At 55.5% G+C, this 24,790-nt stretch carries 20 protein-coding genes and 1 tRNA gene; 19 read left to right on the top strand and 2 right to left on the bottom strand.

The genetic code is table 11. The features are described 5' to 3' along the window. The 15 genes from tuf (MWU55_RS04220) to MWU55_RS04150 form a co-directional block, all read left to right on the top strand. Positions 1-966: elongation factor Tu (tuf, locus tag MWU55_RS04220; protein WP_246934507.1), on the top strand; the 966-nt coding region annotated here is incomplete at its 5' end. Between the two features lie 423 nt (positions 967-1,389). Further along, positions 1,390-2,025, top strand: a complete 636-nt coding sequence (locus MWU55_RS04215) for a hypothetical protein (protein ID WP_246934506.1) — start codon at positions 1,390-1,392, stop codon at positions 2,023-2,025. Between the two features lie 287 nt (positions 2,026-2,312). After that, complete coding sequence (locus MWU55_RS04210) at positions 2,313-2,519, top strand: cold-shock protein (protein ID WP_246934505.1); 207 nt, start codon at positions 2,313-2,315, stop codon at positions 2,517-2,519. A 245-nt stretch (positions 2,520-2,764) separates the two neighbouring features. After that, positions 2,765-2,840 (top strand) — tRNA-Trp (locus MWU55_RS04205). A 95-nt stretch (positions 2,841-2,935) separates the two neighbouring features. Beyond that, a complete protein-coding gene (locus MWU55_RS04200; RefSeq protein ID WP_246934504.1) occupies positions 2,936-3,595 on the top strand; it encodes a DUF1007 family protein in 660 nt (219 codons plus the stop codon). Further along, positions 3,583-4,518, top strand: a complete 936-nt coding sequence (locus tag MWU55_RS04195) for a hypothetical protein (RefSeq protein WP_246934503.1) — start codon at positions 3,583-3,585, stop codon at positions 4,516-4,518. The genes MWU55_RS04200 and MWU55_RS04195 overlap by 13 nt, the downstream gene beginning before the upstream one ends. 69 nt (positions 4,519-4,587) lie before the next feature. Beyond that, positions 4,588-4,779 carry a preprotein translocase subunit SecE gene (secE, locus tag MWU55_RS04190; protein WP_246934502.1) on the top strand — a complete coding sequence of 64 codons (192 nt, stop codon included), beginning with the start codon at positions 4,588-4,590 and terminating at the stop codon, positions 4,777-4,779. 155 nt (positions 4,780-4,934) lie between these two features. Beyond that, positions 4,935-5,468, top strand: coding sequence for a transcription termination/antitermination protein NusG (gene nusG / locus MWU55_RS04185; RefSeq protein WP_246934501.1), 534 nt, complete (start codon positions 4,935-4,937; stop codon positions 5,466-5,468). A gap of 105 nt (positions 5,469-5,573) precedes the next feature. Then, positions 5,574-5,999 (top strand): 50S ribosomal protein L11, encoded by a 426-nt coding sequence (gene rplK, locus MWU55_RS04180; protein ID WP_142854942.1) that lies wholly within the window; start codon positions 5,574-5,576, stop codon positions 5,997-5,999. 1 nt (position 6,000) lies between these two features. After that, entirely contained in the window at positions 6,001-6,699 is a 699-nt protein-coding gene (rplA, locus tag MWU55_RS04175) for a 50S ribosomal protein L1 (RefSeq protein WP_246934500.1), read from the top strand. Between the two features lie 425 nt (positions 6,700-7,124). After that, on the top strand, positions 7,125-7,637 hold the full coding sequence (gene rplJ, locus MWU55_RS04170; protein WP_246934499.1) for a 50S ribosomal protein L10: 513 nt from the start codon (positions 7,125-7,127) through the stop codon (positions 7,635-7,637). A gap of 69 nt (positions 7,638-7,706) precedes the next feature. Next, positions 7,707-8,084, top strand: coding sequence for a 50S ribosomal protein L7/L12 (gene rplL, locus MWU55_RS04165; protein ID WP_246934498.1), 378 nt, complete (start codon positions 7,707-7,709; stop codon positions 8,082-8,084). A gap of 244 nt (positions 8,085-8,328) precedes the next feature. Beyond that, positions 8,329-12,465, top strand: a complete 4,137-nt coding sequence (rpoB, locus tag MWU55_RS04160) for a DNA-directed RNA polymerase subunit beta (protein ID WP_246934497.1) — start codon at positions 8,329-8,331, stop codon at positions 12,463-12,465. 50 nt (positions 12,466-12,515) lie between these two features. Beyond that, a complete protein-coding gene (gene rpoC / locus MWU55_RS04155) occupies positions 12,516-16,772 on the top strand; it encodes a DNA-directed RNA polymerase subunit beta' (protein ID WP_246934496.1) in 4,257 nt (1,418 codons plus the stop codon). A gap of 117 nt (positions 16,773-16,889) precedes the next feature. Next, on the top strand, positions 16,890-17,774 hold the full coding sequence (locus MWU55_RS04150) for a DMT family transporter (RefSeq protein WP_246934495.1): 885 nt from the start codon (positions 16,890-16,892) through the stop codon (positions 17,772-17,774). Positions 17,775-17,824: 50 nt separating this feature from the next. Here the strand turns inward: MWU55_RS04150 and MWU55_RS04145 are convergent, their stop codons facing one another. Beyond that, a complete protein-coding gene (locus MWU55_RS04145) occupies positions 17,825-18,874 on the bottom strand; it encodes a glycosyltransferase family 2 protein (RefSeq protein WP_246934494.1) in 1,050 nt (349 codons plus the stop codon). Between the two features lie 2 nt (positions 18,875-18,876). Then, positions 18,877-19,902 carry a glycosyltransferase family 2 protein gene (locus MWU55_RS04140; RefSeq protein ID WP_246934493.1) on the bottom strand — a complete coding sequence of 342 codons (1,026 nt, stop codon included), beginning with the start codon at positions 19,900-19,902 and terminating at the stop codon, positions 18,877-18,879. A 348-nt stretch (positions 19,903-20,250) separates the two neighbouring features. On the opposite strand from MWU55_RS04140, the gene rpsL reads away from it, so the two are divergent. The 4 genes from rpsL to tuf (MWU55_RS04120) are packed head-to-tail and all read left to right on the top strand — an operon-like array spanning position 20,251 to position 24,480. Further along, a complete protein-coding gene (gene rpsL / locus MWU55_RS04135; protein WP_008182915.1) occupies positions 20,251-20,622 on the top strand; it encodes a 30S ribosomal protein S12 in 372 nt (123 codons plus the stop codon). A 12-nt stretch (positions 20,623-20,634) separates the two neighbouring features. Beyond that, entirely contained in the window at positions 20,635-21,105 is a 471-nt protein-coding gene (gene rpsG, locus MWU55_RS04130; protein WP_246934492.1) for a 30S ribosomal protein S7, read from the top strand. Between the two features lie 21 nt (positions 21,106-21,126). Further along, on the top strand, positions 21,127-23,244 hold the full coding sequence (fusA, locus tag MWU55_RS04125) for an elongation factor G (protein ID WP_246934491.1): 2,118 nt from the start codon (positions 21,127-21,129) through the stop codon (positions 23,242-23,244). Between the two features lie 60 nt (positions 23,245-23,304). After that, a complete protein-coding gene (gene tuf / locus MWU55_RS04120; protein WP_246934490.1) occupies positions 23,305-24,480 on the top strand; it encodes an elongation factor Tu in 1,176 nt (391 codons plus the stop codon). The last annotated feature ends 310 nt before the right edge of the window (positions 24,481-24,790 follow it).

Here is a 24,790-nt window from a genome sequence, read left to right as displayed (position 1 = left end):
CACTATGCGCACGTTGACTGCCCCGGCCACGCCGACTACGTCAAGAACATGATCACCGGTGCGGCCCAGATGGACGGCGGCATTCTGGTTGTGAACGCAGCTGATGGCCCCATGCCTCAGACCCGCGAGCACATCCTGCTGGCGCGTCAGGTTGGTGTACCTGCGCTGGTTGTTTTCATGAACAAAGTTGACCAGGTAGACGACGAAGAGCTGCTCGAGCTGGTTGAGATGGAAGTTCGTGAACTGATGAACGAATACGACTTCCCGGGCGACGACATGCCGATCATCGCGGGTTCCGCGCTGGCCGCTATGGAAGATCGTGACCCTGAAATCGGTGAGAACAAAATCCGCGAGCTGATGGCTGCTGTGGACGAGTACATCCCGACCCCGGATCGTCCGGTTGACGGCGACTTCCTGCTGCCGATCGAAGACGTGTTCTCGATTTCGGGCCGCGGTACTGTTGTAACCGGCCGTGTTGAGCGTGGCGTTGTGAATGTTGGCGACGAGATTGAAATCGTTGGCATCAAGGACACTCAGAAAACCACCTGTACCGGTGTTGAAATGTTCCGCAAGCTGCTTGATCGCGGTGAAGCAGGCGACAACGTTGGTGTTCTTCTGCGCGGTATCGACCGTGAAGCTGTTGAGCGTGGCCAGGTTCTGTGTAAGCCGGGTTCGGTTAACCCGCACACCAAGTTCGAAGCCGAGGTCTATATCCTGACCAAGGAAGAGGGTGGCCGTCACACGCCGTTCTTCGCGAACTACCGTCCGCAGTTCTACTTCCGTACGACTGACGTGACCGGCACGGTTGAACTGCCTGCTGGCACCGAGATGGTGATGCCGGGCGACAACCTGAAGTTCAACGTTGAACTGATCGCTCCGATCGCGATGGAAGAGAAACTGCGCTTCGCGATCCGCGAAGGCGGCCGTACCGTTGGTTCGGGCGTTGTCTCGAAAATCATCGACTAAGAACACCCAGCGTTCTTAGGGCGACAGGGTATTCGCGCAATCGCGCGAATGTCCCGAGAGCCAAAGAGACAGAAGATAAGAAAAGGGCTGCCATCAGGCGGCCCTTTTTTGCGTCAGCGAAACGCATTGAGTGGGTGGCAGGTGAATTGCGAAGCAAATCGCCGAGAACCCACCTGCTCACAAACTAAAAAAGGCCCCGCAACACGAAGGGCCTTATCTTTTTGGGCGACAGGTGCATTTACGAAGTCAAATCGCCGAGAGCCAGAGAGAGAAATGAATAGAAAGGGGCGCTCGCAGGAGCGCCCCTTTTGCTTTGCGGAGGGGCTTTTTGAGAGCACTCTTCGACACACACAGAAAAGGAATTGCGAACCAGCTCAATTTACACGCGAGAGGTTGAACAGTGTTTAGCCCTGCGCGATACATGTGCCAGACAAAACTGTTCGTACGTTTGGATTTCGTTTTTTGATGTTTCTACTTATTGTTGCTGCCTTCTCATTGGCCCTTGTCATCGTTTCTTTTTTGGTTCCGGCTTGGTCTGAAGTTGCACTAATTGCTGCACCATGTGCAGTTGCAGCTGTCTTTCTGCTGCTTGTCCAATCCCAACGAGGAAGCGACAAATCTGACGCGAAAATGCGGGCGGTAATCGACGGTTCGAATGTTATGCACTGGCGAAATGGGGAGCCATGTTTTACCCCCCTTCACGACGTCGTTCAGGAGTTGAAAACACTTGGATTTGATCCGGGCGTCATATTCGATGCCAATGCAGGACACCTTCTAATCGGCAAATATCAAGACGATGACAAACTCGCGAAGCGGTTAGATCTTCCCGAAGACGCTGTGGTTGTGGTGGCAAAAGGAAGCCCTGCGGATCCGATCATTCTTGCGGCGGCAAGAGATCTAAAGGCCATCGTCGTGACCAATGACCGCTATCGCGACTGGGCTGAGGACTATCCAGAAGTCCAGGAACCGGGTTTTCTCATTCGCGGTGGATACAAGTCAGGCAAGCTTTGGTTGGATGGGCGAATTAAAGAGGCACTGGAGCCAAGCTCACCAACCTGAACTGGAGCGCCACAGCCGCGTAGGTGCTGGTTGATCCTCGGGAACAGCGCTGTTTTCTAAGCTGCGTAGTATGGATCCCGCCTTAACAGCCGCAAACTTCCGCGCAAAACACCGTATTTCAAAGAAACCTATTGCAATTTACCCTCTAGCCCCCCATTTGCACGGTGCTAACGTTTTTCTTTTTCGACCAACTGTCTCCTACTCTGGCGCTCAGTCTTTCGATCCAGACCGACCACGCCAGGCCGCTGCAAATCCGCGAGCGGCAATAATTATTGGAGACTACGGATATGGCTAACGGCACCGTAAAATGGTTCAACGCAACTAAAGGCTTCGGCTTCATCGCACCAGAAACTGGCGGCAAAGACGTGTTTGTACACATCTCGGCTGTTGAGCGTTCGGGCCTGACTGGCCTTGCTGACGACCAGAAAGTTACGTTCGACATCGAACCCGGCCGCGACGGTCGTGAATCGGCTGTGAACATCGAACTGGCATAAGCCTTTTCGAATAAGTTCTTGAAACGCGGTTCTCCTCCGAGGGCCGCGTTTTGCGTTTCGGGGTGGTCGGCTCTGTCGCGGCGCACGCAAAGCACGATGAATTAATGCATATGGCGGGGATATGGCGATTGTTATACCACCCACATGTCGGCCTGTTTCAGGGTTGGAGCGAAAGATAGAGCTAAAAATGTCAACGAAAGCCCTTGATAATCCGGCCGTGCTGGAATAATCGCTTTCTCGGTCATAGGGGTATAGCTCAGTTGGTAGAGCGACGGTCTCCAAAACCGTAGGTCCCGGGTTCGAACCCTGGTGCCCCTGCCACCATCATCCAACAAACACATTCCGGTTCCAGCGAAGCCCCGCTTAGCTGTTCAGCCCCGGTTGTCGTCACGTCGCGGGCGCGCTACATCCGGGACATGACGTTCTTGCGATCAACCTTTCTGTCGCTGCCTGTGGTTGCAGCTTCGGCCTTGCCCTTGGCCAGCCATCCGCATGTGTTCATCGACGCTGGGGCCAACTTGATTTTCGATGACACTGGGCAGCTGGCCGCTGTGCGGGTGTTTTGGGCGTATGATGAGTTCTATTCGCTGCTTATGGTCGAAGACAATGCACTTGACGCTGACGGGGACGGAACGCCCGAGCAAGAGGCCTTGGATGCCTTTGCCGGTCAGGATGTAGACTGGGCCGCTGGCTTTCCCGGTGATCTTTATCTGCAGGCACTAAGCAATGACGTGGAGCTTGCACGCCCGGTAGAGCACGGGATGCGATACGAGGACGGGCGCATCGTCAGCTGGCACATTCGTCCATTGGAAAACAGAGTCGCGGTTACCGCAGATCCAGTGCTTGTGCAGATCTATGACCCAACATTTTTTGTGGCCTATGACGTGCGGTTGCCCGTCACAGTCGAAGGGCGCGAGGGCTGTGCTGTCGCGCATGTCCCCGCCGATTTGAACGCAGCATACGACAAAGTGGAAAGCCTCCTCTATGGCCCGGACAGCGTTGAGTATTCCGAAGACAGCTATCCCGAAGTTGGCGACCTATTCGCCGACCAGTTGTTGCTGACATGCTCCGAGTAATCTCTCTCCTGTCATTTGCGGTGATTGTTGTCGTCGTTTTGCTGTGGGCCACTGGCGCGCTGAATGGCGTGGCTGCTTGGGCAGCCGACTGGCAGCGAGACGTTCAGACGTCGATGGCGCGCGGGTTGCGTGCGCTTAGGGCGGGCGAGCCCGGCGCCCTACTTGCGCTTCTGACCATTTGCTTTTCCTATGGGTTCTTTCATGCGGTTGGACCGGGGCATGGCAAGGTCCTTATTGGAGGCTACTCCTTGGCATCAAAGGCGACGATGTGGCGGATGTCGCTGGTGGCGTTGCTTTCGTCCCTTGCACAGGGGCTGAGTGCCATCTTGCTTGTTTTCGCAGGTGTGCTTGTCTTGAACCTGACACGACAGCAAATGGTTGGATTGGCCGAAGATTGGTTCGCCGATGCAAGCTATGCGGCGATTGCGTTGATTGGTCTGTATCTGCTGCTCCGGGGCGCGCGGAAACTGCTACGGGTGAAAAAAAACCAGGCGCATGACCATGACAACCACCACGATCATCACGATCACGACCATCACGCCGGGCACTCCCATTGCCACGAATGCGGCCATGCACATGCGCCGGACCTCCATGATGTCGAAGCCGCCGGAAGCTGGCGCGAGCTTCTTGTCCTGATCGCTGGCGTCGCCATCCGTCCCTGTACGGGGGCTTTGTTCTTGTTGGTTTTGACATGGCAGATGGGTCTGGTTTGGCAGGGCATCTTTGGCGTCGTGGCAATGGCTCTTGGCACGGCAAGCGTCACCATTGTGACCGCGCTCGTTGCTGTGGGTCTGCGCGGTGGGCTGCTTGCAGGGCTTCTTGAGGGCGGAGGCACCTTGGCTGTGCGTGCCGTTCCGCTTTTGGAAATCGCTGCAGGATTGATGGTTATGCTTGTCGCTTTGGGTCTTTTAGGCGTGGTTTGACGGTGAAGGCTTGAAAACCCTGCGCGCATTGCGTAATTGACCGCCTATCTTATGAAAGGCCGAAAACAGATGACCAATCCGTTGCAATTCATCCAGCAAGTGCGCGCCGAGGTGTCCAAAGTCACCTGGCCGACCCGCCGTGAGGTTATCCTGACCACCGGCATGGTCTTCGTGCTGGCTGCTCTTACGGCATTGTTCTTTTCGCTTGCGGATCTTGGGATCCGCAGCGGTCTGTCTGCAGTGCTAAGCTACTTCGGCTAACGTACCGTCTTTGCCCTTGAAATGAGAGTGTTTCGGGGGTAGTTCGGACACCACTTCGGGACGGGCGTGCGGCGAATCAAGTTGCACGCCGATTTTTTGTTCCCGGAAACGAAATTTGAAATGTCCCTTCGGGGCGCAGGAATGCAGAGGCTGACATGGCGAAACGGTGGTATTCGGTAAGCGTGCTGTCGAACTTCGAAAAGAAGATCGCAGAGGCAATCCGGGCCTCGGTCGAGGAAAAGGGTCTTGAGGACCAGATCGACGAAGTTCTGGTGCCGACCGAAGAGGTCATCGAGGTACGTCGCGGCAAGAAGGTGCCGACCGAGCGTCGCTTCATGCCCGGCTACGTTTTGGTCCACATGGAAATGTCGGATGAAGGCTATCACCTGATCACCTCGATCAACCGCGTCACTGGCTTCCTGGGGCCGCAAGGCCGCCCGATGCCGATGCGTGACGCAGAAGTGCAGGGCATCCTGGGCCGCGTCGAAGAGGGCGCTGAAGCTCCGAAGCTGATGATCAGCTTCGAAGTGGGCGAAAAGGTTGCTGTGACCGATGGAGCCTTCGAAGGCTTTGACGGTCTGGTCGAAGAAGTGGACGAAGAAGGCCAGCGCCTGAAGGTGGCTGTGTCGATCTTTGGCCGGGAAACCCCGGTCGAATTGGATTACACGCAGGTCTCGAAGCAGGGCTGACGTGTTGAGAACGTGGGAGGGGCGGTGATCGCGATCACCAATCCAGACCGCGGCAATGAGAGGCAAAGGGACGCGTCCCGGAGCTGTTGTTAAAGGAGAAGCCAAATGGCTAAGAAACTAGCTGGCACAATGAAGCTGCAGGTTCCTGCAGGTCAAGCCAACCCCAGCCCGCCCGTCGGCCCCGCACTGGGTCAACGCGGTATCAACATCATGGAATTCTGTAAGGCGTTTAACGCCAAGACACAGGATCTGGAGCCCGGCGCACCGTGCCCGACCGTGATCACTTACTATCAGGACAAGTCCTTCTCGATGGACATCAAGACGCCCCCCGCGTCGTACTTCCTGATCAAAGCCGCTGGCCTTAAGTCGGGTGCAAACAACCCCGGTCGCGAGACTGTTGGTTCGGTAACCGCTGCTCAGGTGAAAGAAATCGCCGAAGCAAAAATGAAAGATCTGAACGCAAACGACATCGAAGCTGCGATGCAGATCATTCTGGGCTCAGCCCGCTCTATGGGCATTGAGGTGAAGTAAGATGGCAAAACTGGGAAAACGTACCACTGCCGCTCGCGAAGCTTTCGCCGGCAAAGAGAACCTGAGCGTGGAAGAAGCTGTTGCACTGGTTAAGGGCAACGCAAAAGCCAAGTTCGACGAAACCATCGAGATCGCACTGGCGCTGGGTGTTGACACCCGTCACGCTGACCAGATGGTTCGTGGCGTCATCGGCCTGCCGAACGGCACCGGTAAAACCATGCGCGTTGCTGTATTCGCTCGCGGCCCGAAAGCTGAAGAAGCTCAGGCCGCTGGTGCAGACATCGTGGGTGCAGAAGATCTGATGGAAACCGTTCAAGGCGGCACCATTGAGTTTGATCGCTGTATTGCCACACCTGACATGATGCCGATCGTTGGCCGTCTGGGTAAAGTTCTGGGTCCGCGCAACCTGATGCCGAACCCGAAAGTTGGCACCGTGACCATGGACGTCAAAGAAGCTGTTGAAGCTGCCAAAGGCGGCGAAGTTCAGTTCAAGGCGGAAAAAGGTGGCGTGGTTCACGCTGGCCTTGGCAAAGCCTCGTTCGACGAAGCCAAGCTGGTCGAAAACGTAAAAGCGTTCATCGACGCCGTTCAGAAAGCCAAACCTTCGGGCGCCAAAGGCACCTATATGAAGAAAATCTCGCTGAGCTCGACAATGGGCCCGGGTGTAACGCTGGACGTAGACAACGCCACCGGCAACTAAGCCAGAGTTACAGAGTTTTGAAAGGGCGTCCCTTGGGGCGCCCTTTTGCGTTGTATCAAGATTTGTGATAGTGTGGCGAAAGCAGACCAAGGGCGTAGGGGATCGTACGCCCGTTTTAGGGTTGGAAAACCCAGACAAACACTCTAAAGACACTCTTGCAACCCAGCGTGCGATTCGTCGTGCGCTGTTTTGCGTTTCGTCCGAGACGGTGGGTGATGCCGGTGGGCCAAGCTGAAAAGCGACCGCGCGCAAGTGTCATAATTCCTGCCTGAGATGGGAAATGAACAAAAGAATTCTCACGGCCGCTTGGCCTTGGGGCGATTTTGCGAAGGACCCTTATCGCGGACCCGATTGCCGGGTTTTCCTTGAAAACTTGGTAAAATATGAGCCGGAGGGGTCAAACCCTCCATACTTGGAGTGAAACTGTGGATAGAGCACAAAAAGAAAAAGTGGTCGATGAACTCGGCCAGATCTTTGAAAGCTCTGGCGTTGTAGTGGTTGCCCACTATGCCGGTCTCACGGTTGCTGAAATGCAGGACCTGCGTTCGCAAATGCGCGAAGCTGGTGGGTCTGTACGCGTTGCCAAGAACAAGCTCGCCAAAATCGCCCTTGAAGGTAAGCCGGCCGCTTCGATCGCCGACTATCTGACGGGTATGACTGTTCTTGCCTATTCTGAAGATCCTGTGGCTGCGGCCAAGGTCATGGATAAGTACGCCAAAGACAACGAGAAGCTCGTTATCCTTGGTGGTGCTATGGGCGAGGACGCACTGGACCCTGCTGGTGTTAAAGCCGTTGCTGCTATGCCGTCGCGTGAAGAGCTTATTGCTTCGATCGCTGGCTGTATTGGCGCACCTGCTTCGAACATCGCTGGTGCCATTGGCGCGCCTGCTTCGAACATCGCATCTATCTTGTCCACAATCGAGGACAAGGCTGCTTAAGCAATCTGAGACCAGCGTAGCGAAAAATCGCCTCACGTTGGAACACATCTAATAACGGAAAGAAGTCAAATGGCTGATCTGAAAAAACTTGCAGAAGAGATCGTGGGTCTGACCCTTCTCGAAGCACAAGAACTGAAAACCATCCTCAAAGATGAGTATGGCATCGAGCCCGCAGCTGGCGGCGCTGTAATGGTAGCTGGTGCAGCTGGCGGCGACGCTGGCGGTGCGGCTGAAGAAAAGTCGGAGTTCGACGTCGTTCTGAAGAACGCTGGCGCTTCGAAAATCAACGTCATCAAAGAAGTTCGTGGCATCACCGGTCTTGGCCTGAAAGAAGCCAAAGAGCTGGTTGAAGGCGGCGGCAAGATCAAAGAAGGCGTCGACAAAGCAGAAGCAGAAGACATCAAAGGCAAGCTGGAAGCAGCTGGCGCCGAAGTCGAACTGGCTTAAGCTTTACGCTTTTGGGCCCTCGGTGGCCTGCAAAATCAAGGCTGGGCCCGGAGAAATCCGGGTCCAGCCGAACCTGTCTTGAAGAGGGCCTGATATCAGACCCTGTTCTGGGAAAGGTTCAATGGATCGGGAGGAAACCCTTGGGCGGGTTTCCGGGAATTGGTTCGAACCCCCGTCTCGGACGAGGTGTCGCCGGCGACCCAACGGTTGGCGCCTCAGTTGAGAAATGAAAGGTAAATACCTTATGGCGCAGACCTACCTTGGCCAGAAACGCTTGCGTAAGTATTACGGTAAAATCCGTGAAGTTCTGGAAATGCCGAACCTTATTGAGGTTCAGAAAAGCTCGTACGATCTTTTCCTGAATTCCGGCGATCAGCTGGAACCTATGGACGGCGAAGGCATTAATGCCGTTTTCCAGTCGGTTTTCCCGATTAAAGATTTTAACGAAACCTCCATTCTCGAGTTCGTAAAGTATGAGCTTGAAGAGCCGAAATTTGACGTTGAGGAGTGCCAGCAGCGCGACTTGACCTATTCGGCACCGCTGAAAGTCACCCTGCGTCTGATCGTATTTGATGTGGACGAAGATACCGGTGCGAAATCGGTTAAAGACATCAAAGAACAAGACGTGTTCATGGGCGACATGCCTTTGATGACGCCGAACGGCACATTTGTTGTGAACGGCACCGAGCGTGTGATCGTATCGCAGATGCACCGTTCGCCGGGCGTGTTCTTTGATCACGACAAAGGCAAGACGCATGCCTCGGGCAAGCTTCTGTTCGCCTGCCGCATCATTCCTTACCGTGGTTCGTGGTTGGATTTCGAATTCGACGCCAAGGACATCGTCTTTGCCCGTATCGACCGTCGCCGCAAACTGCCTGTGACCACCCTGTTGTATGCGCTGGGTCTGGACCAGGAAGGTATCTGTGATGCGTATTACGACACGGTTCAGTTCAAGCTGAAGAAGAACAAAGGTTGGGTCACCAAGTTCTTCCCAGAGCGCGTTGCCGGCACCCGTCCGGTGCAGGATCTGATCGACGCCAAAACTGGCGAAGTGATTGCCGAAGCTGGCAAGAAGATCACACCCCGCGCAGTTAAGAAACTGATGGAGTCGGGCGAGGTCGCGAATCTTCTGGTACCGTTTGATGCAATCGTTGGCCGTTATGCTGCCAAAGACATCATCAACGAAGACAATGGCGCGATCTATGTGGAAGCCGGTGACGAGCTGACGCTTGAGCACGACAAAGATGGCGAGCTGATCGGTGGTACGCTGAAGGACCTACTGGACGCAGGCATCACGAACATTCCGGTTCTGGACATCGACAACGTGAATGTTGGTCCCTACATCCGCAACACGCTTGCCGTAGACAAGAACATGGGTCGCGACACCGCGCTTATGGACATCTACCGCGTGATGCGCCCGGGTGAGCCGCCCACGGTTGAGGCAGCCTCGAACCTGTTCGACACGCTGTTCTTTGACAGCGAGCGTTACGACCTGTCGGCTGTTGGTCGCGTGAAGATGAACATGCGTCTGGATCTGGACGCCGAAGACACGCAACGTACCCTGCGTCGCGAAGACATCATCGCCTGTATCAAGGCGCTGGTCGATTTGCGTGATGGTCGTGGTGACGTCGACGACATCGACCACTTGGGCAACCGTCGTGTGCGCTCGGTCGGCGAATTGATGGAAAACCAGTACCGTGTGGGCCTGTTGCGTATGGAACGTGCGATCAAGGAACGTATGTCCTCGGTCGAGATCGACACGGTTATGCCGCAAGATCTGATCAACGCGAAACCGGCTGCTGCCGCTGTTCGCGAGTTCTTCGGTTCCTCGCAGCTGTCGCAGTTCATGGACCAAACGAACCCGCTGTCGGAAGTCACCCACAAACGCCGCCTGTCGGCGCTTGGGCCGGGTGGTCTGACCCGCGAACGCGCTGGCTTCGAGGTGCGTGACGTTCACGCCACCCACTATGGCCGCATGTGTCCGATTGAAACGCCGGAAGGGCCAAACATTGGTCTGATCAACTCGCTGGCCACCTTTGCCCGCGTGAACAAATACGGCTTCATCGAAACGCCTTATCGTAAGGTTGTGGATGGCAAGGTCACTGACGAAGTGAACTACATGTCCGCCACCGAAGAGATGCGTCACACTGTGGCTCAGGCCAACGCGCATCTGGACGAAGAAGGTCGGTTTGAAAACGATCTGGTGAACACCCGTCAGTCGGGCGAATACACCATGGCGCAGCGCGAAAGCGTTGACCTCATTGACGTGTCGCCCAAGCAGCTGGTTTCGGTTGCTGCCTCGCTGATCCCGTTCCTTGAGAACGACGATGCTAACCGCGCCCTTATGGGTTCGAACATGCAACGTCAGGCTGTTCCGCTTCTGCGGGCAGAGGCTCCGTTTGTGGGCACCGGAATCGAAGGCAAAGTGGCCATCGACTCTGGCGCGGCCATTCAGGCCAAACGTGGCGGTGTGATCGACCAAGTTGACGCAACACGTATCGTTGTGCGTGCCACCGAAGACCTTGGTCTGGGTGACGCGGGCGTGGACATCTACCGTCTGCGCAAGTTCCAGCGTTCGAACCAAAACACCTGCATCAACCAGCGTCCGCTGGTGAAAGTGGGTCAGAAGGTTTCGAAAGGCGAAATCATCGGCGACGGTCCTTCGACCGACATCGGTGAATTGGCTTTGGGTAAAAACGTGGTCGTCGCGTTTATGCCTTGGAACGGCTACAACTACGAAGACTCGATCCTGATCTCTGAGCGTATCGCGCGTGACGACGTCTTCACTTCGGTTCACATCGAAGAGTTCGAAGTGGCTGCCCGTGATACCAAGCTTGGGCCGGAAGAAATCACCCGCGATATTCCGAACGTCGGTGAAGAAGCGCTGCGCAACCTCGACGAAGCTGGTGTTGTTTACATCGGTGCGGACGTTGAACCGGGCGATATTCTGGTCGGTAAAATCACTCCGAAGGGCGAAAGCCCGATGACGCCGGAAGAAAAACTTCTGCGCGCCATCTTCGGTGAAAAGGCATCGGATGTTCGCGATACATCGCTGCGTGTAAAGCCTGGTGACTTTGGTACTGTTGTTGAGGTCCGCGTCTTCAACCGCCACGGCGTTGAAAAAGACGAACGTGCCCTGCAGATCGAGCGCGAAGAGGTCGAAAGCCTTGCACGCGACCGTGACGACGAGCTGCACATTCTGGAGCGTAACACCTATGCCCGTCTGAAGGACATGATCCTGGGCAAAGCTGCTGTAAAAGGCCCGAAAGGCGTGAAAGCCGGTTCGACCATCTCGGAAGAACTGCTGGAAGGTCTGTCGCGCGGGCAGTGGTGGCAACTGGCACTTGAGGACGAAGACGATGCGAAAATCGTTGAAGCCCTGAACGAACAGTTCGAAGCTCAGAAACGTGCGCTGGATGCACGCTTTGAAGACAAGGTCGAGAAAGTCCGTCGTGGCGACGATCTGCCGCCGGGTGTGATGAAGATGGTTAAAGTCTTCGTTGCCGTGAAGCGTAAGCTTCAGCCGGGCGATAAGATGGCCGGTCGTCACGGGAACAAAGGTGTTATTTCCAAGGTTGTACCGATGGAAGACATGCCGTTCCTGGCCGATGGTACTCCGGTTGACTTCTGTCTGAACCCGCTGGGCGTGCCTTCACGTATGAACGTTGGTCAGATCCTTGAAACCCACATGGGTTGGGCCGCACGCGGTCTGGGTCTGAACGTGGACGAAGCCCTGGGTGAATACCGCCGCTCTGGCGATTTGACCCCGGTTCGCGAAGCCATGCGCATCGCTTATGGCGACGATGTCTACGAAGAAGGCATCGCTGGTATGGGCGAAGACGATCTGGTGGATGCAGCGTCCAACGTGACCAATGGTGTGCCGATCGCGACCCCGGTCTTCGACGGTGCCAAAGAGGCTGACGTAAACGACGCGCTGACGCGTGCCGGGTTCGACACCTCGGGCCAGTCGGTTCTGTTTGACGGCCGTACCGGTGAACAGTTCTCGCGCGAAGTTACTGTTGGCGTGAAGTACCTGCTGAAACTGCACCACCTGGTGGACGACAAAATCCACGCGCGTTCGACCGGTCCGTACTCGCTTGTTACTCAGCAGCCGCTGGGTGGTAAGGCGCAGTTCGGTGGTCAGCGCTTCGGTGAGATGGAAGTCTGGGCTCTGGAAGCATATGGCGCGGCCTACACGCTGCAAGAGATGCTTACCGTCAAGTCGGATGACGTTGCTGGCCGTACCAAAGTGTACGAGAGCATCGTCAAAGGCGAGGACAACTTCGAAGCCGGTGTACCGGAATCGTTCAACGTTCTTGTCAAAGAAGTCCGCGGCCTCGGCCTTAACATGGAACTCCTGGATGCGGAGGGCGAGGAGTAAGGCGCCCGCCTTACCCCTCCCACCCTTCCCCTGATTAAAGGAAACGCAAAATGAACCAGGAACTGACAACAAACCCGTTCAACCCGCTGGCCGCCCCGAAGGTCTTTGATGAAATCAAAGTCTCGCTGGCTAGCCCGGAACGGATCCTCTCGTGGTCGTATGGCGAGATTAAGAAGCCCGAGACCATCAACTATCGTACGTTCAAGCCCGAGCGTGACGGCCTGTTCTGTGCCCGTATCTTTGGCCCGGTCAAAGACTACGAATGCCTGTGCGGTAAATACAAGCGCATGAAGTATCGCGGCGTTGTCTGCGAGAAATGTGGTGTTGAAGTTACCCTTCAGAAAGTACGCCGCGAGCGTATGGGCCATATCGAGCTGGCAGCCCCTGTCGCTCACATCTGGTTCCTGAAGTCGCTGCCGTCGCGCATCGGCCTCATGCTGGATATGACCCTGCGTGATCTGGAACGCATCCTGTACTTCGAAAACTACGTTGTGATCGAGCCGGGTCTGACGGACCTTCAGTATGGTCAGCTGATGACCGAAGAAGAGTTCATGGACGCCCAGGACACCTACGGCATGGACGCCTTCACAGCGAACATTGGTGCTGAAGCGATCCGCGAAATGCTGGCGGCGATTGATCTGGAAGCCGAAGCCGAGCAGCTGCGCGCTGATCTGGCCGAAGCCACCGGTGAACTAAAGCCTAAGAAGATCATCAAACGTCTGAAGATCGTGGAAAGCTTCATTGAATCGGGCAACCGTCCCGAGTGGATGATCCTGACCGTGATCCCGGTAATCCCGCCCGAGCTGCGCCCGCTGGTGCCGCTGGATGGTGGCCGTTTCGCGACCTCGGATCTGAACGATCTGTATCGCCGCGTGATTAACCGGAACAACCGTTTGAAGCGTCTGATCGAGCTGCGCGCCCCTGACATCATCGTCCGCAACGAAAAGCGGATGCTGCAGGAATCCGTGGATGCTCTGTTCGACAACGGTCGTCGTGGCCGCGTTATCACCGGCGCCAACAAGCGTCCGCTGAAATCGCTCTCGGATATGCTGAAAGGTAAGCAGGGTCGCTTCCGTCAAAACCTTTTGGGTAAACGCGTCGACTTCTCGGGTCGTTCGGTCATTGTGACCGGCCCGGAATTGAAGCTGCACCAATGTGGTTTGCCCAAGAAGATGGCGCTGGAGCTGTTCAAGCCGTTTATCTATTCGCGTCTTGAAGCCAAAGGTCTGTCTTCCACCGTGAAGCAAGCCAAGAAACTGGTGGAAAAAGAGCGTCCCGAAGTATGGGATATCTTGGACGAAGTGATCCGCGAACACCCCGTTATGCTGAACCGTGCGCCTACGTTGCACCGTCTTGGCATTCAGGCGTTCGAACCGGTTCTGATCGAAGGTAAAGCCATCCAGTTGCACCCGCTTGTATGTTCGGCGTTCAACGCTGACTTCGACGGTGACCAAATGGCTGTTCACGTACCGCTTTCGCTGGAAGCCCAGCTGGAAGCGCGTGTCCTGATGATGTCGACGAACAATGTTCTCTCGCCTGCAAACGGCGCGCCGATCATCGTTCCTTCGCAGGATATGATCCTTGGTCTTTACTACATCTCGATGGAACGCGACGGCATGAAGGGCGAAGGCATGATCTTCTCCGACGTGGACGAAGTGATCCATGCTCTGGACGCTGGCGAAGTGCATCTGCACGCCAAAGTTCAGGCGCGTCTGCCGCAGGTCGATGGCGAAGGCAACACCGTCATGACCCGCTTCGAGACCACGCCGGGTCGTATCCGTCTGGGCGCGCTTCTGCCGCAGAACAACAAGGCGCCATTTAGCCTTGTGAACCGTTTGCTGCGTAAGAAAGAAGTGCAGCAGGTCATCGACACTGTCTACCGTTACTGCGGTCAGAAAGAGTCGGTTATCTTCTGTGACCAGATCATGTCGATGGGCTTCAAAGAAGCGTTCAAAGCTGGCATCTCGTTCGGTAAGGACGACATGGTTATTCCGGACACCAAATGGCCAATCGTGGATGAAACCCGCGATCAGGTGAAAGGGTTCGAACAGCAGTACATGGACGGCTTGATCACTTTGGGCGAGAAGTACAACAAAGTTGTTGATGCGTGGTCGAAGTGTAACGACAAGGTCACCGACGCCATGATGGACACGATTTCGTCCAACAAGCGTGACGAGAATGGCGCCGAAGCTGAACCGAACTCGGTTTACATGATGGCCCACTCCGGTGCGCGTGGCTCGGTCACGCAGATGAAGCAGCTGGGCGGCATGCGCGGCCTGATGGCCAAACCTTCGGGCGAGATTATCGAAACGCCGATTATCTCGAACTTTAAAGAAGGTCTGACCGTGCTTGAGTACTTCAACTCGACTCACGGTGCCCGTAAGGGTCTGTCGGATACTGCTCTGAAAACTGCGAACTCGGGTTATCTGACCCGTCGTCTGGTTGACGTGGCACAAGACTGCATCGTGCGCGAAGATGACTGCGGCACCGAAAACTCGATTACTGCAGAAGCTGCGGTGAACGACGGTGAAGTTGTCTCGTCGCTTAGTGAGCGCATTCTGGGTCGTGTTGCGGCCGAGGACGTTCTGGTTCCGGGCACAGAAGAAGTTCTGGTTGCTAAGAACGAGCTGATCGACGAACGCAAAGCAGACGCTGTGGAAGAAGCTGGCCTGACAGCCATCCGCATCCGCAGCCCGCTGACATGTGAAGCCGAAGAAGGCGTTTGTGCCAACTGCTATGGTCGTGACCTGGCGCGCGGTACGAAGGTGAACACCGGTGAAGCTGTGGGCATCATCGCGGCGCAGTCGATTGGTGAACCTGGTACTCAGCTGACCATGCGTACGTTCCACATTGGTGGTGTTGCACAAGGTGGTCAGCAGTCGTTCCAGGAAGCCAACCAAGAAGGCAAGATCGAGTATCGCAACGCGTCGGTGCTTGAAAACCGTGACGGCGAGATCGTTGTTATGGGCCGGAACATGGTCATGGCAATCATGGGCGACAACGGTGAAGAGCGTGCTTCGTTCAAGATCGGCTACGGATCGAAACTGTTCGTTAAGGATGGCGCAACCGTTGCCCGTGGCGACAAGCTGTTCGAATGGGATCCGTTCACACTTCCGATGATCGCTGAAAAGGATGGTACCGTTAAATTCGTCGACCTGATCAGCGGTATTTCGGTTCGTGACGAAACCGATGACGCAACCGGCATGACACAGAAGATCGTGTCTGACTGGCGTTCGGCACCGAAAGGTAACGAACTGAAGCCCGAGGTGATCTTGGTGGCTGAAGATGGCGAACCGGTCCGCAATGATGCGGGCAACCCGGTGACCTATACCATGTCGGTAGACGCCATTTTGTCGGTTGAAGAAAGCTCGAATGTCAAAGCTGGTGACGTTATTGCGCGTATCCCGCGTGAAGGCGCCAAGACCAAGGACATCACCGGTGGTCTGCCGCGTGTTGCTGAACTCTTCGAGGCACGTCGTCCGAAAGATCACGCTATCATCGCCGAAATCGATGGTTATGTGCGCTTTGGCCGTGACTACAAGAACAAGCGTCGCATCTCGATCGAGCCTGCGGATGAAACGATGGACACCGTCGAATACATGGTGCCCAAAGGTAAACACATCCCGGTTGCCGAAGGTGACTTCATCCAGAAAGGTGAATACCTGATGGACGGTAACCCGGCACCGCATGACATCCTGTCCATTATGGGTGTCGAGGCTTTGGCCGACTACATGATCGACGAAGTTCAGGACGTTTATCGTTTGCAGGGCGTGAAGATCAACGACAAGCACATCGAGGTGATTGTTCGCCAGATGCTGCAAAAGTGGGAGATCCAGGATTCAGGCGAAACGACGCTGCTGAAAGGCGAGCATGTGGACAAAGCCGAATACATGGCCGCGAACGAGAAAGCCGCCGCCGAAGGGCGTCGTCTGGCCTCGGCCGAGCCGATCCTTCTGGGGATCACCAAGGCTTCGCTGCAGACCCGATCGTTCATCTCGGCTGCGTCGTTCCAGGAAACCACCCGCGTTCTTACCGAAGCTTCGGTTCAGGGTAAGCGCGACAAACTGGTTGGCCTGAAAGAAAACGTGATCGTGGGTCGTTTGATCCCGGCCGGTACCGGTGGGGCAACCCAGCAAGTCCGCGCCATCGCGCAGAAACGCGACCTGAAGGTGATCGAAGAAGCCCGTGCCGAGGCTGAAGCAGCTGCCGCACTGGCTGCGCCTGCCGAAGACGTGTTCGGCGATGCGCCAGAGGATGATCTGGGTCTGGTCGACACTCCCGAAATGGGTGGCGATGAGCAGCCTTAATCAGCGCTGATATGAGATTTGAAAAGCCCCGCTTTGTGCGGGGCTTTTCTTTTTGGCTTGGCCTGTTTGGCAAACGCTGATTAGGTGTCCAAGAGACCTCAAGGACACCCTCCCAATATGCAGTCTGACAACTTCAAAGCGGCCGCACTCATGTCGGCTTCCATGGCGGGCTACACCTTCAATGACGCGTGCATGAAGGCCTTGGCTGGGACGCTCCCGTTGGAGCAGGCCGTGTTTCTTCGCGGCGTGGTGACCTGTGCCTTTCTGTATTTCCTGGGGCGTTGGCTGGGAACACTACGCTTCAATCTTCCCCGTCGGGAATGGAAACTGATCGGCCTTCGGTGCCTGGGTGAGATCGGAGCGACCTATTGCTTCCTAACGGCATTGTTTCACATGCCAATTGCCAATGTGACCGCAATCCTTCAGGTGCTGCCCTTGGTGATCGCATTGGCCGCTTGGTTGTTCCTGTCCGAACCGCTGGGCTGGAGGCGATTGGTGGCCATCGGCATTGGCCTTATCGGCGTTTTACTGATCGTCCAACCCGGGGCAGGGTTTTCGGTTTGGTCGATTTACGCGCTGACAGCGGTGGGTTTCATAACTCTGCGGGATCTTGTGGTGCGAAAAATGTCATCGAACACCCCATCCATGACTGTGGCACTGATGGCGGCGATCTCGATCACGATTGGGTTCGGTGCGGCCAGTCTTTTCGTGGAATGGCAACCGGTTCAGGGAGCATCAATCGCACTTATCGGACTGGCCGCATTCTTCATTTTCCTAGGCTATCTGTTTTCTGTCATGGTGATGCGCGTGGGTGATATCGCGTTCGCAGCGCCGTTTCGCTACACGGGCCTTTTGTGGGCGCTCCTTCTGGGTCTGGTTTTGTTTGGGGAATGGCCGAACACGTTAACGCTATTCGGGGCGGGGATCGTCGTCTCCACGGGCCTTTTCACTTTGTTTCGTGAGCAACGTCTGGCGCGTAGGGCCACATCGATCCTAAGCTGACGGGCGATGATATCTAGACGCAAAGTCAAGACATCAGAGAAGCACGACGTTTAGGTTGGGCGTTCGGGCTTGGGTAGCGACTGAGCCGTGAGCCGGTGAAAATGCCATCGCGGATCGTCTCTGGGATTGCTGCCGTGTTTTTCGTGCATAGATGCCAAATAGTCGGCACAACAAAGATGGTGCAGCCGCAACACGCCCGGAATGGCGACCAGGCGCGCATATTCTGCATCGAACCAAGTCATATAATCCAACGCCGAACGGTCTTCTTGGTGGTTCACGTCAAACCGGTCGAAGAAGTCATCTGTGTGACGATCAACGAAATTCAATGGTGAAGGCCGCCCCTTCTTAAAGGCGAACTGTTCGTGTGATTGCAGGATGTAGTGGTTTAGTTGCGCGGCCTCATGGGTGATCTGTTGCCAATTGGAACTACTTATGCGTCGGCCATTTGGATCATATTCTTTGAACGGGCTATAATCTGACATCACCCAGTGATTGGACCCTTCACCCCAAGTGCCGTCGCCTTTCCAGTCTTTGAAACCGTGAGGGCGCCAGTTGCCGAAATCCTGCGGTTTATAGATGAAGCTTTTGAAGCAGCAGTTTTGGGATGATTTTCCACGACCGGTGCGCAGAAAACGTTGATGCACGAACTCGTCACTCCAGCCCTTATGGCCGTCGCTTCCGAACGCCAACCAATGCACAGCAATCCCGCAGCAAAACTTCTCGGCTCCCTCAAACAGGGCCCGGATCGTACGATCCCCTTTGTGTACAACCAGAAACTCGTCAATGTCGCAGCAATACAACCAGTCACAGGAGTTGGTTAGGGGGTGAGAGCGCACCGCCCTATAACCAGCAATCTGCGGTGGTGCGTTTTCCGGCGGTGAATGGCGCTTTACGGATAGCACCCCATTGCGTGCAAGAAGCCGCAAAAGCTGTGGTGAATGATCTGTGCAGTCATTATGCGCGATCAGGATGTTTTCGAACCCAAGCATTCGATACCATGCGATCCATTCCAGCAGGAATGGCCCTTCATTCCGGATCGCGGTGAAAGCCAGCGTGCCCGGCATCGAGGCAGGTTTCTGATCAGGTACGGTAGGGGCCATTGTTATGTGCCAACCTTATTTGTTCCAGGCGTTGGAAGGCTACGGGCATTGTCCATATGAAACTCAAAGCGGGGATCCTTGCGGTGATCATCCCCACGTTTGGCGCACATGGCCTCGATCAGATCTGCGCAGCAGAGGTGGTGTAGGCGTAGCACTCCTGGGATCTCAACCAGCTGCGCGTATTGCGCATCGAAACGATCTTTGAACGCCAGTGCGGATTGATTGGAAACACTGGTGTGATCAAACCGATTGAAAAAGTCATCGGTATATCGATTGATGGAAGCGGCAGGGCTTGGGCTACCTTTCTTAAATTCAAACTGCTCTTTGGTTAGTAAAATGTAGTGGTTCAGATGGGCGACCGTGTGTGTGATCAGTTTGGGGTCGGTGCTGTTCATGGACTTTTTGGTGGGGTGGTAATCTTCGAACCAGCTTTCATCGGACAACACCCATTGGTTTGCACCTGTGTACCACGCTCCATCACCCCTCCAGAACCGTGGCGTGTGCGATTCAAGTGTTCCGAAATCCAGCGGCTTATAGACAAAGCTTTTCACGCAGTTGTTTTGTCTGGCTTTCTCAGGTGCGCAATTCAGGAAGCGTTGGTGGACAAAGCGGTCTTCCCACTGATCTTCGTCGCCGGTGCCGAATATCAGCCAGTGAATGGCCATGCCGCGAAATCTGTTTTCAGCGCCATTGCCAATAAGCTCGTCGATCGTGCCTTTGCCTTTTCGGATGACCAGAAACTCATCCACATCACATGAAAACATCCAGTCACAGGATTTGACGTAGGGATGAGACCGTGCGGCGCGATAGGCAGATCCGAGGGGCGTCTGCTTTGGTTCTGGCTGATGCCGTTTTGCGGCTAAGATTCCGTGGCGCTCCAACAGACGCAGAAGCTGCGGGGACCGATCCGTACAATCATTGTGCATAATCAGGATTTTTTCGAAGCCCAACATGCGGTTCCATGCCAACCATTCCAAAATGAATGGCCCTTGGTTGCGCATACAGGACAAAAGCAATGTGCCCTTCATGAAATCGTCCCGAAGTGAAGCAAATAGGTTCGACGTGTATTTTGCTGCACGCTACTATAGGGAAAGCCAAGCGGCAACGCATCTTGGCCAGCTGTTGACAGCGGGAACGACTCCAACTATACGCGCGATCATCCAGCTGGGTTCGACCCGGCTATCCAGAATTGAGGGATCAAGTTCGGAGCTACTTTGAAGCCCCGATCCTCTGTGAACCAACCGCGACGTTTGCCTCGGAATGGGAACGCTCGCGGGTTTTCGTTTTGTGGACTTTCACAAGTCTGTAACACGGAAAAGATTTAACCGCGTGGGGCAACCTGCGCCGAATGAGTTGAGAAACGGGAAAAGAGCCCTATGCCAACGATCCAACAGCTGATCCGCAAGCCGCGTCAGCCCAAAGTCAAGCGTTCCAAGTCGCAGCACCTGGAATCTTGCCCCCAAAAGCGCGGTGTATGTACCCGCGTTTACACCACGACCCCGAAAAAGCCGAACTCGGCTATGCGTAAAGTTGCGAAGGTTCGCCTGACCAACGGTTTCGAGGTTATCTCCTACATCCCCGGTGAAAGCCACAACCTTCAGGAGCACTCTGTGGTTCTGATCCGTGGCGGTCGTGTGAAAGACCTTCCGGGTGTCCGTTACCACATCCTGCGTGGTGTGTTGGATACCCAAGGCGTCAAAGACCGTAAGCAACGTCGTTCGAAATACGGCGCCAAGCGTCCGAAGTAAGGAGAGTCAGATATGTCTCGTCGTCACGCCGCTGAGAAGCGCCAGGTCCTGCCCGATGCCAAGTTTGGTGATCTGGTGCTGACCAAATTCATGAACAACCTGATGATCGATGGTAAGAAATCGGTTGCAGAGAAAATCGTTTACAACGCGCTGGATCGCGTTGAAGACAAAATCAAGCGTGCTCCCGTGGAAGTCTTCCACGAAGCGCTGGACAACGTGAAACCCTCGGTCGAGGTTCGTTCGCGTCGTGTAGGTGGTGCCACCTACCAGGTTCCGGTCGAAGTACGCCCCGAGCGCCGCGAAGCTCTGGCCATCCGTTGGCTGATCACCGCGGCCCGTAACCGCAACGAGAACACCATGGAAGAGCGTCTTGCTGGCGAGCTTCTGGATGCTGTGAACTCGCGCGGTACTGCCGTTAAGAAACGCGAAGACACCCACAAGATGGCCGACGCTAACAAAGCGTTCAGCCATTACCGCTGGTAACGCCAAGGAAGGAAAACAACCATGGCACGCGAATATCCGCTCGAGCTGTACCGTAACTTCGGTATTATGGCTCACATCGATGCAGGTAAGACCACCTGTTCCGAGCGTATCCTCTACTACACCGGCAAGTCCCACAACATTGGTGAGGTGCACGATGGTGCGGCCACCATGGACTGGATGGAGCAGGAGCAGGAACGCGGCATCACCATCACCTCGGCTGCGACGACCACTTTCTGGGAACGCACCGAAGACGGTGAAACCGCTCAGACGCCCAAGCACCGCATGAACATCATCGACACCCCCGGCCACGTTGACTTCACGATTGAAGTTGAGCGTTCGCTGGCGGTTCTCGATGGTGCTGTTTGTGTTCTTGACGCCAACGCAGGTGTTGAACCGCAGACCGAAACCGTGTGGCGTCAGGCTGACCGCTACAAGGTTCCGCGTATGGTTTTTGTCAACAAGATGGACAAAATCGGCGCTGACTTCTTCAACTGCGTTAACATGATCGAAGACCGTACCGGCGCGCGCGCTGTTCCGGTTGGCATTCCGATCGGTGCAGAAACCGAGCTGGAAGGCCTGATCGACCTGGTGAACATGGAAGAATGGCTGTGGCAGGGTGAAGACCTTGGTGCATCGTGGATCAAAGCACCGATCCGCGATAGCCTGTCGGACATGGCCAACGAGTGGCGCGAAAAGATGGTCGAAGCCGCCGTCGAACAAGACGACGACGCCATGGAAGCTTATCTTGAAGGCAACGAACCTGATGCTGACACGCTGCGTAAATTGCTGCGTAAAGGTACCCTGGCACTGGACTTCGTTCCAGTTCTGGGTGGTTCGGCGTTCAAGAACAAGGGTGTACAGCCGCTGCTGAACGCCGTGATCGATTATCTGCCCAGCCCGCTGGACGTTGTTGATTACATGGGCTTCAAACCCGGTGACGAAACTGAAACCCGTGACATCGCCCGCCGTGCGGACGACGACATGGCTTTCTCGGCGCTGGCGTTCAAAATCATGAACGACCCGTTCGTTGGCTCGCTGACCTTTACCCGCATCTATTCGGGTGTCCTGAACAAAGGCGACACGCTTTTGAACTCGACCAAAGGTAAGAAAGAGCGCGTAGGTCGTATGATGATGATGCACTCGAACGATCGTGAGGAAATCACGGAAGCGTTCGCAGGTGACATTATTGCCCTGGCAGGTCTGAAAGACACCACCACTGGCGACACAATCTGTGCCGTCAACGATCCGGTGGTTCTGGAAACCATGACTTTCCCCGATCCGGTCATCGAGATCGCGGTTGAGCCTAAAACAAAGGCTGACCAAGAGAAGATGAGCCAAGGTCTGGGCCGTCTGGCTGCTGAAGATCCCTCGTTCCGTGTGGAAACTGACATCGAAAGCGGTCAGACCATCATGAAGGGCATGGGCGAACTTCACCTGGACATCCTGGTGGACCGTCTGAAGCGCGAGTTCAAAGTGGAAGCCAACATTGGTGCCCCTCAGGTTGCTTATCGCGAGACGATCTCGAAAGCGATCGAGCACACCTACACCCACAAGAAACAGTCGGGTGGTTCGGGTCAGTACGCTGAAGTCAAAATGGAAATCATGCCGACTGAAGCGGGCGAAGGCTATTCGTTCGAAAGCCGCATCGTTGGTGGTGCTGTTCCGAAGGAATACATCCCGGGTGTTGAAAAAGGCATCAACTCGGTTATGGATAGCGGCCCCCTGGCAGGCTTCCCCGTAATCGACTTCAAGGTTGCCTTGAACGACGGTAAGTTCCACGACGTTGACTCGTCGGTCCTAGCCTTCGAAATCGCTGCACGTATGTGTATGCGCGAAGGTATGCGTTTGGCTGGCGCCAAGCTGCTTGAGCCGATCATGAAAGTGGAAGTGATCACGCCCGAGGAATACACCGGTGGTATCATCGGCGATTTGACCTCGCGTCGCGGTCAGGTTTCGGGTCAAGAGCCGCGCGGCAACGCCGTGGCAATTGACGCCAACGTGCCGCTGGCAAACATGTTTGGCTACATCAACACGCTGCGTTCCATGTCTTCGGGCCGCGCGCAGTTCACGATGCAGTTCTCGCATTACGATCCGGTTCCGCAGAACATCTCGGACGAAATTCAGGCGAAATTCGCCTAATCGAAATAGCCGGGCAGTGACCCATTGCTGCCCGGCCCCTTAGATTAACAGGAGGCCATCATGGCTAAGGAAAAGTTTGAACGCGGTAAACCGCACGTTAACATCGGCACGATTGGTCACGTTGACCACGGCAAGACCACTCTGACGGCTGCCATCACCAAGTTCTTTGGTGACTTCAAAGCGTACGACGAAATCGACGGCGCACCGGAAGAGAAAGCTCGCGGCATCACCATCTCGACCGCTCACGTTGAGTACGAGACCGAGAACCGTCACTATGCGCACGTTGACTGCCCCGGCCACGCCGACTACGTCAAGAACATGATCACCGGTGCGGCCCAGATGGACGGCGGCATTCTGGTTGTGAACGCAGCTGATGGCCCCATGCCTCAGACCCGCGAGCACATCCTGCTGGCGCGTCAGGTTGGTGTACCTGCGCTGGTTGTTTTCATGAACAAAGTTGACCAGGTAGACGACGAAGAGCTGCTCGAGCTGGTTGAGATGGAAGTTCGTGAACTGATGAACGAATACGACTTCCCGGGCGACGACATGCCGATCATCGCGGGTTCCGCGCTGGCCGCTATGGAAGATCGTGACCCTGAAATCGGTGAGAACAAAATCCGCGAGCTGATGGCTGCTGTGGACGAGTACATCCCGACCCCGGATCGTCCGGTTGACGGCGACTTCCTGCTGCCGATCGAAGACGTGTTCTCGATTTCGGGCCGCGGTACTGTTGTAACCGGCCGTGTTGAGCGTGGCGTTGTGAATGTTGGCGACGAGATTGAAATCGTTGGCATCAAGGACACTCAGAAAACCACCTGTACCGGTGTTGAAATGTTCCGCAAGCTGCTTGATCGCGGTGAAGCAGGCGACAACGTTGGTGTTCTTCTGCGCGGTATCGACCGTGAAGCTGTTGAGCGTGGCCAGGTTCTGTGTAAGCCGGGTTCGGTTAACCCGCACACCAAGTTCGAAGCCGAGGTCTATATCCTGACCAAGGAAGAGGGTGGCCGTCACACGCCGTTCTTCGCGAACTACCGTCCGCAGTTCTACTTCCGTACGACTGACGTGACCGGCACGGTTGAACTGCCTGCTGGCACCGAGATGGTGATGCCGGGCGACAACCTGAAGTTCAACGTTGAACTGATCGCTCCGATCGCGATGGAAGAGAAACTGCGCTTCGCGATCCGCGAAGGCGGCCGTACCGTTGGTTCGGGCGTTGTCTCGAAAATCATCGACTAAGAACACCCAGCGTTCTTAGGGCGACAGGGTATTCGCGCAATCGCGCGAATGTCCCGAGAGCCAAAGAGACAGAAGATAAGAAAAGGGCTGCCATCAGGCGGCCCTTTTTTGCGTCAGCGAAACGCATTGAGTGGGTGGCAGGTGAATTGCGAAGCAAATCGCCGAGAACCCACCTGCTCACAAACTAAAAAAGGCCCCGCAACACGAAGGGCCTTATCTTTTTGGGCGACAGGTGCATTTACGAAGTCAAATCGCCGAGAGCCAGAGAGAGAAATGAATAGAAAGGGGCGCTCGCAGGAGCGCCCCTTTT

This window comes from Aliiroseovarius sp. F20344 (genome assembly GCF_023016155.1).
Classification (GTDB): domain Bacteria; phylum Pseudomonadota; class Alphaproteobacteria; order Rhodobacterales; family Rhodobacteraceae; genus Aliiroseovarius.
This window is presented reverse-complemented; position numbering and strand designations above follow the sequence as displayed.

What these genes read in the sequence shown, in the direction of transcription:
- MWU55_RS04140 (WP_246934493.1), bottom strand. Translation starts at nt 19,902, where the DNA reads ATGAAGGGCACATTGCTTTTGTCCTGTATGCGCAACCAAGGGCCATTC.
- MWU55_RS04200 (WP_246934504.1), top strand. Translation starts at nt 2,936, where the DNA reads ATGACGTTCTTGCGATCAACCTTTCTGTCGCTGCCTGTGGTTGCAGCT.
- rpoC (WP_246934496.1), top strand. Translation starts at nt 12,516, where the DNA reads ATGAACCAGGAACTGACAACAAACCCGTTCAACCCGCTGGCCGCCCCG.
- MWU55_RS04195 (WP_246934503.1), top strand. Translation starts at nt 3,583, where the DNA reads ATGCTCCGAGTAATCTCTCTCCTGTCATTTGCGGTGATTGTTGTCGTC.
- rpoB (WP_246934497.1), top strand. Translation starts at nt 8,329, where the DNA reads ATGGCGCAGACCTACCTTGGCCAGAAACGCTTGCGTAAGTATTACGGT.
- MWU55_RS04150 (WP_246934495.1), top strand. Translation starts at nt 16,890, where the DNA reads ATGCAGTCTGACAACTTCAAAGCGGCCGCACTCATGTCGGCTTCCATG.
- MWU55_RS04210 (WP_246934505.1), top strand. Translation starts at nt 2,313, where the DNA reads ATGGCTAACGGCACCGTAAAATGGTTCAACGCAACTAAAGGCTTCGGC.
- rplL (WP_246934498.1), top strand. Translation starts at nt 7,707, where the DNA reads ATGGCTGATCTGAAAAAACTTGCAGAAGAGATCGTGGGTCTGACCCTT.
- tuf (WP_246934490.1), top strand. Translation starts at nt 23,305, where the DNA reads ATGGCTAAGGAAAAGTTTGAACGCGGTAAACCGCACGTTAACATCGGC.
- rplA (WP_246934500.1), top strand. Translation starts at nt 6,001, where the DNA reads ATGGCAAAACTGGGAAAACGTACCACTGCCGCTCGCGAAGCTTTCGCC.
- rpsL (WP_008182915.1), top strand. Translation starts at nt 20,251, where the DNA reads ATGCCAACGATCCAACAGCTGATCCGCAAGCCGCGTCAGCCCAAAGTC.
- nusG (WP_246934501.1), top strand. Translation starts at nt 4,935, where the DNA reads ATGGCGAAACGGTGGTATTCGGTAAGCGTGCTGTCGAACTTCGAAAAG.
- rplK (WP_142854942.1), top strand. Translation starts at nt 5,574, where the DNA reads ATGGCTAAGAAACTAGCTGGCACAATGAAGCTGCAGGTTCCTGCAGGT.
- rpsG (WP_246934492.1), top strand. Translation starts at nt 20,635, where the DNA reads ATGTCTCGTCGTCACGCCGCTGAGAAGCGCCAGGTCCTGCCCGATGCC.
- fusA (WP_246934491.1), top strand. Translation starts at nt 21,127, where the DNA reads ATGGCACGCGAATATCCGCTCGAGCTGTACCGTAACTTCGGTATTATG.
- secE (WP_246934502.1), top strand. Translation starts at nt 4,588, where the DNA reads ATGACCAATCCGTTGCAATTCATCCAGCAAGTGCGCGCCGAGGTGTCC.
- MWU55_RS04145 (WP_246934494.1), bottom strand. Translation starts at nt 18,874, where the DNA reads ATGGCCCCTACCGTACCTGATCAGAAACCTGCCTCGATGCCGGGCACG.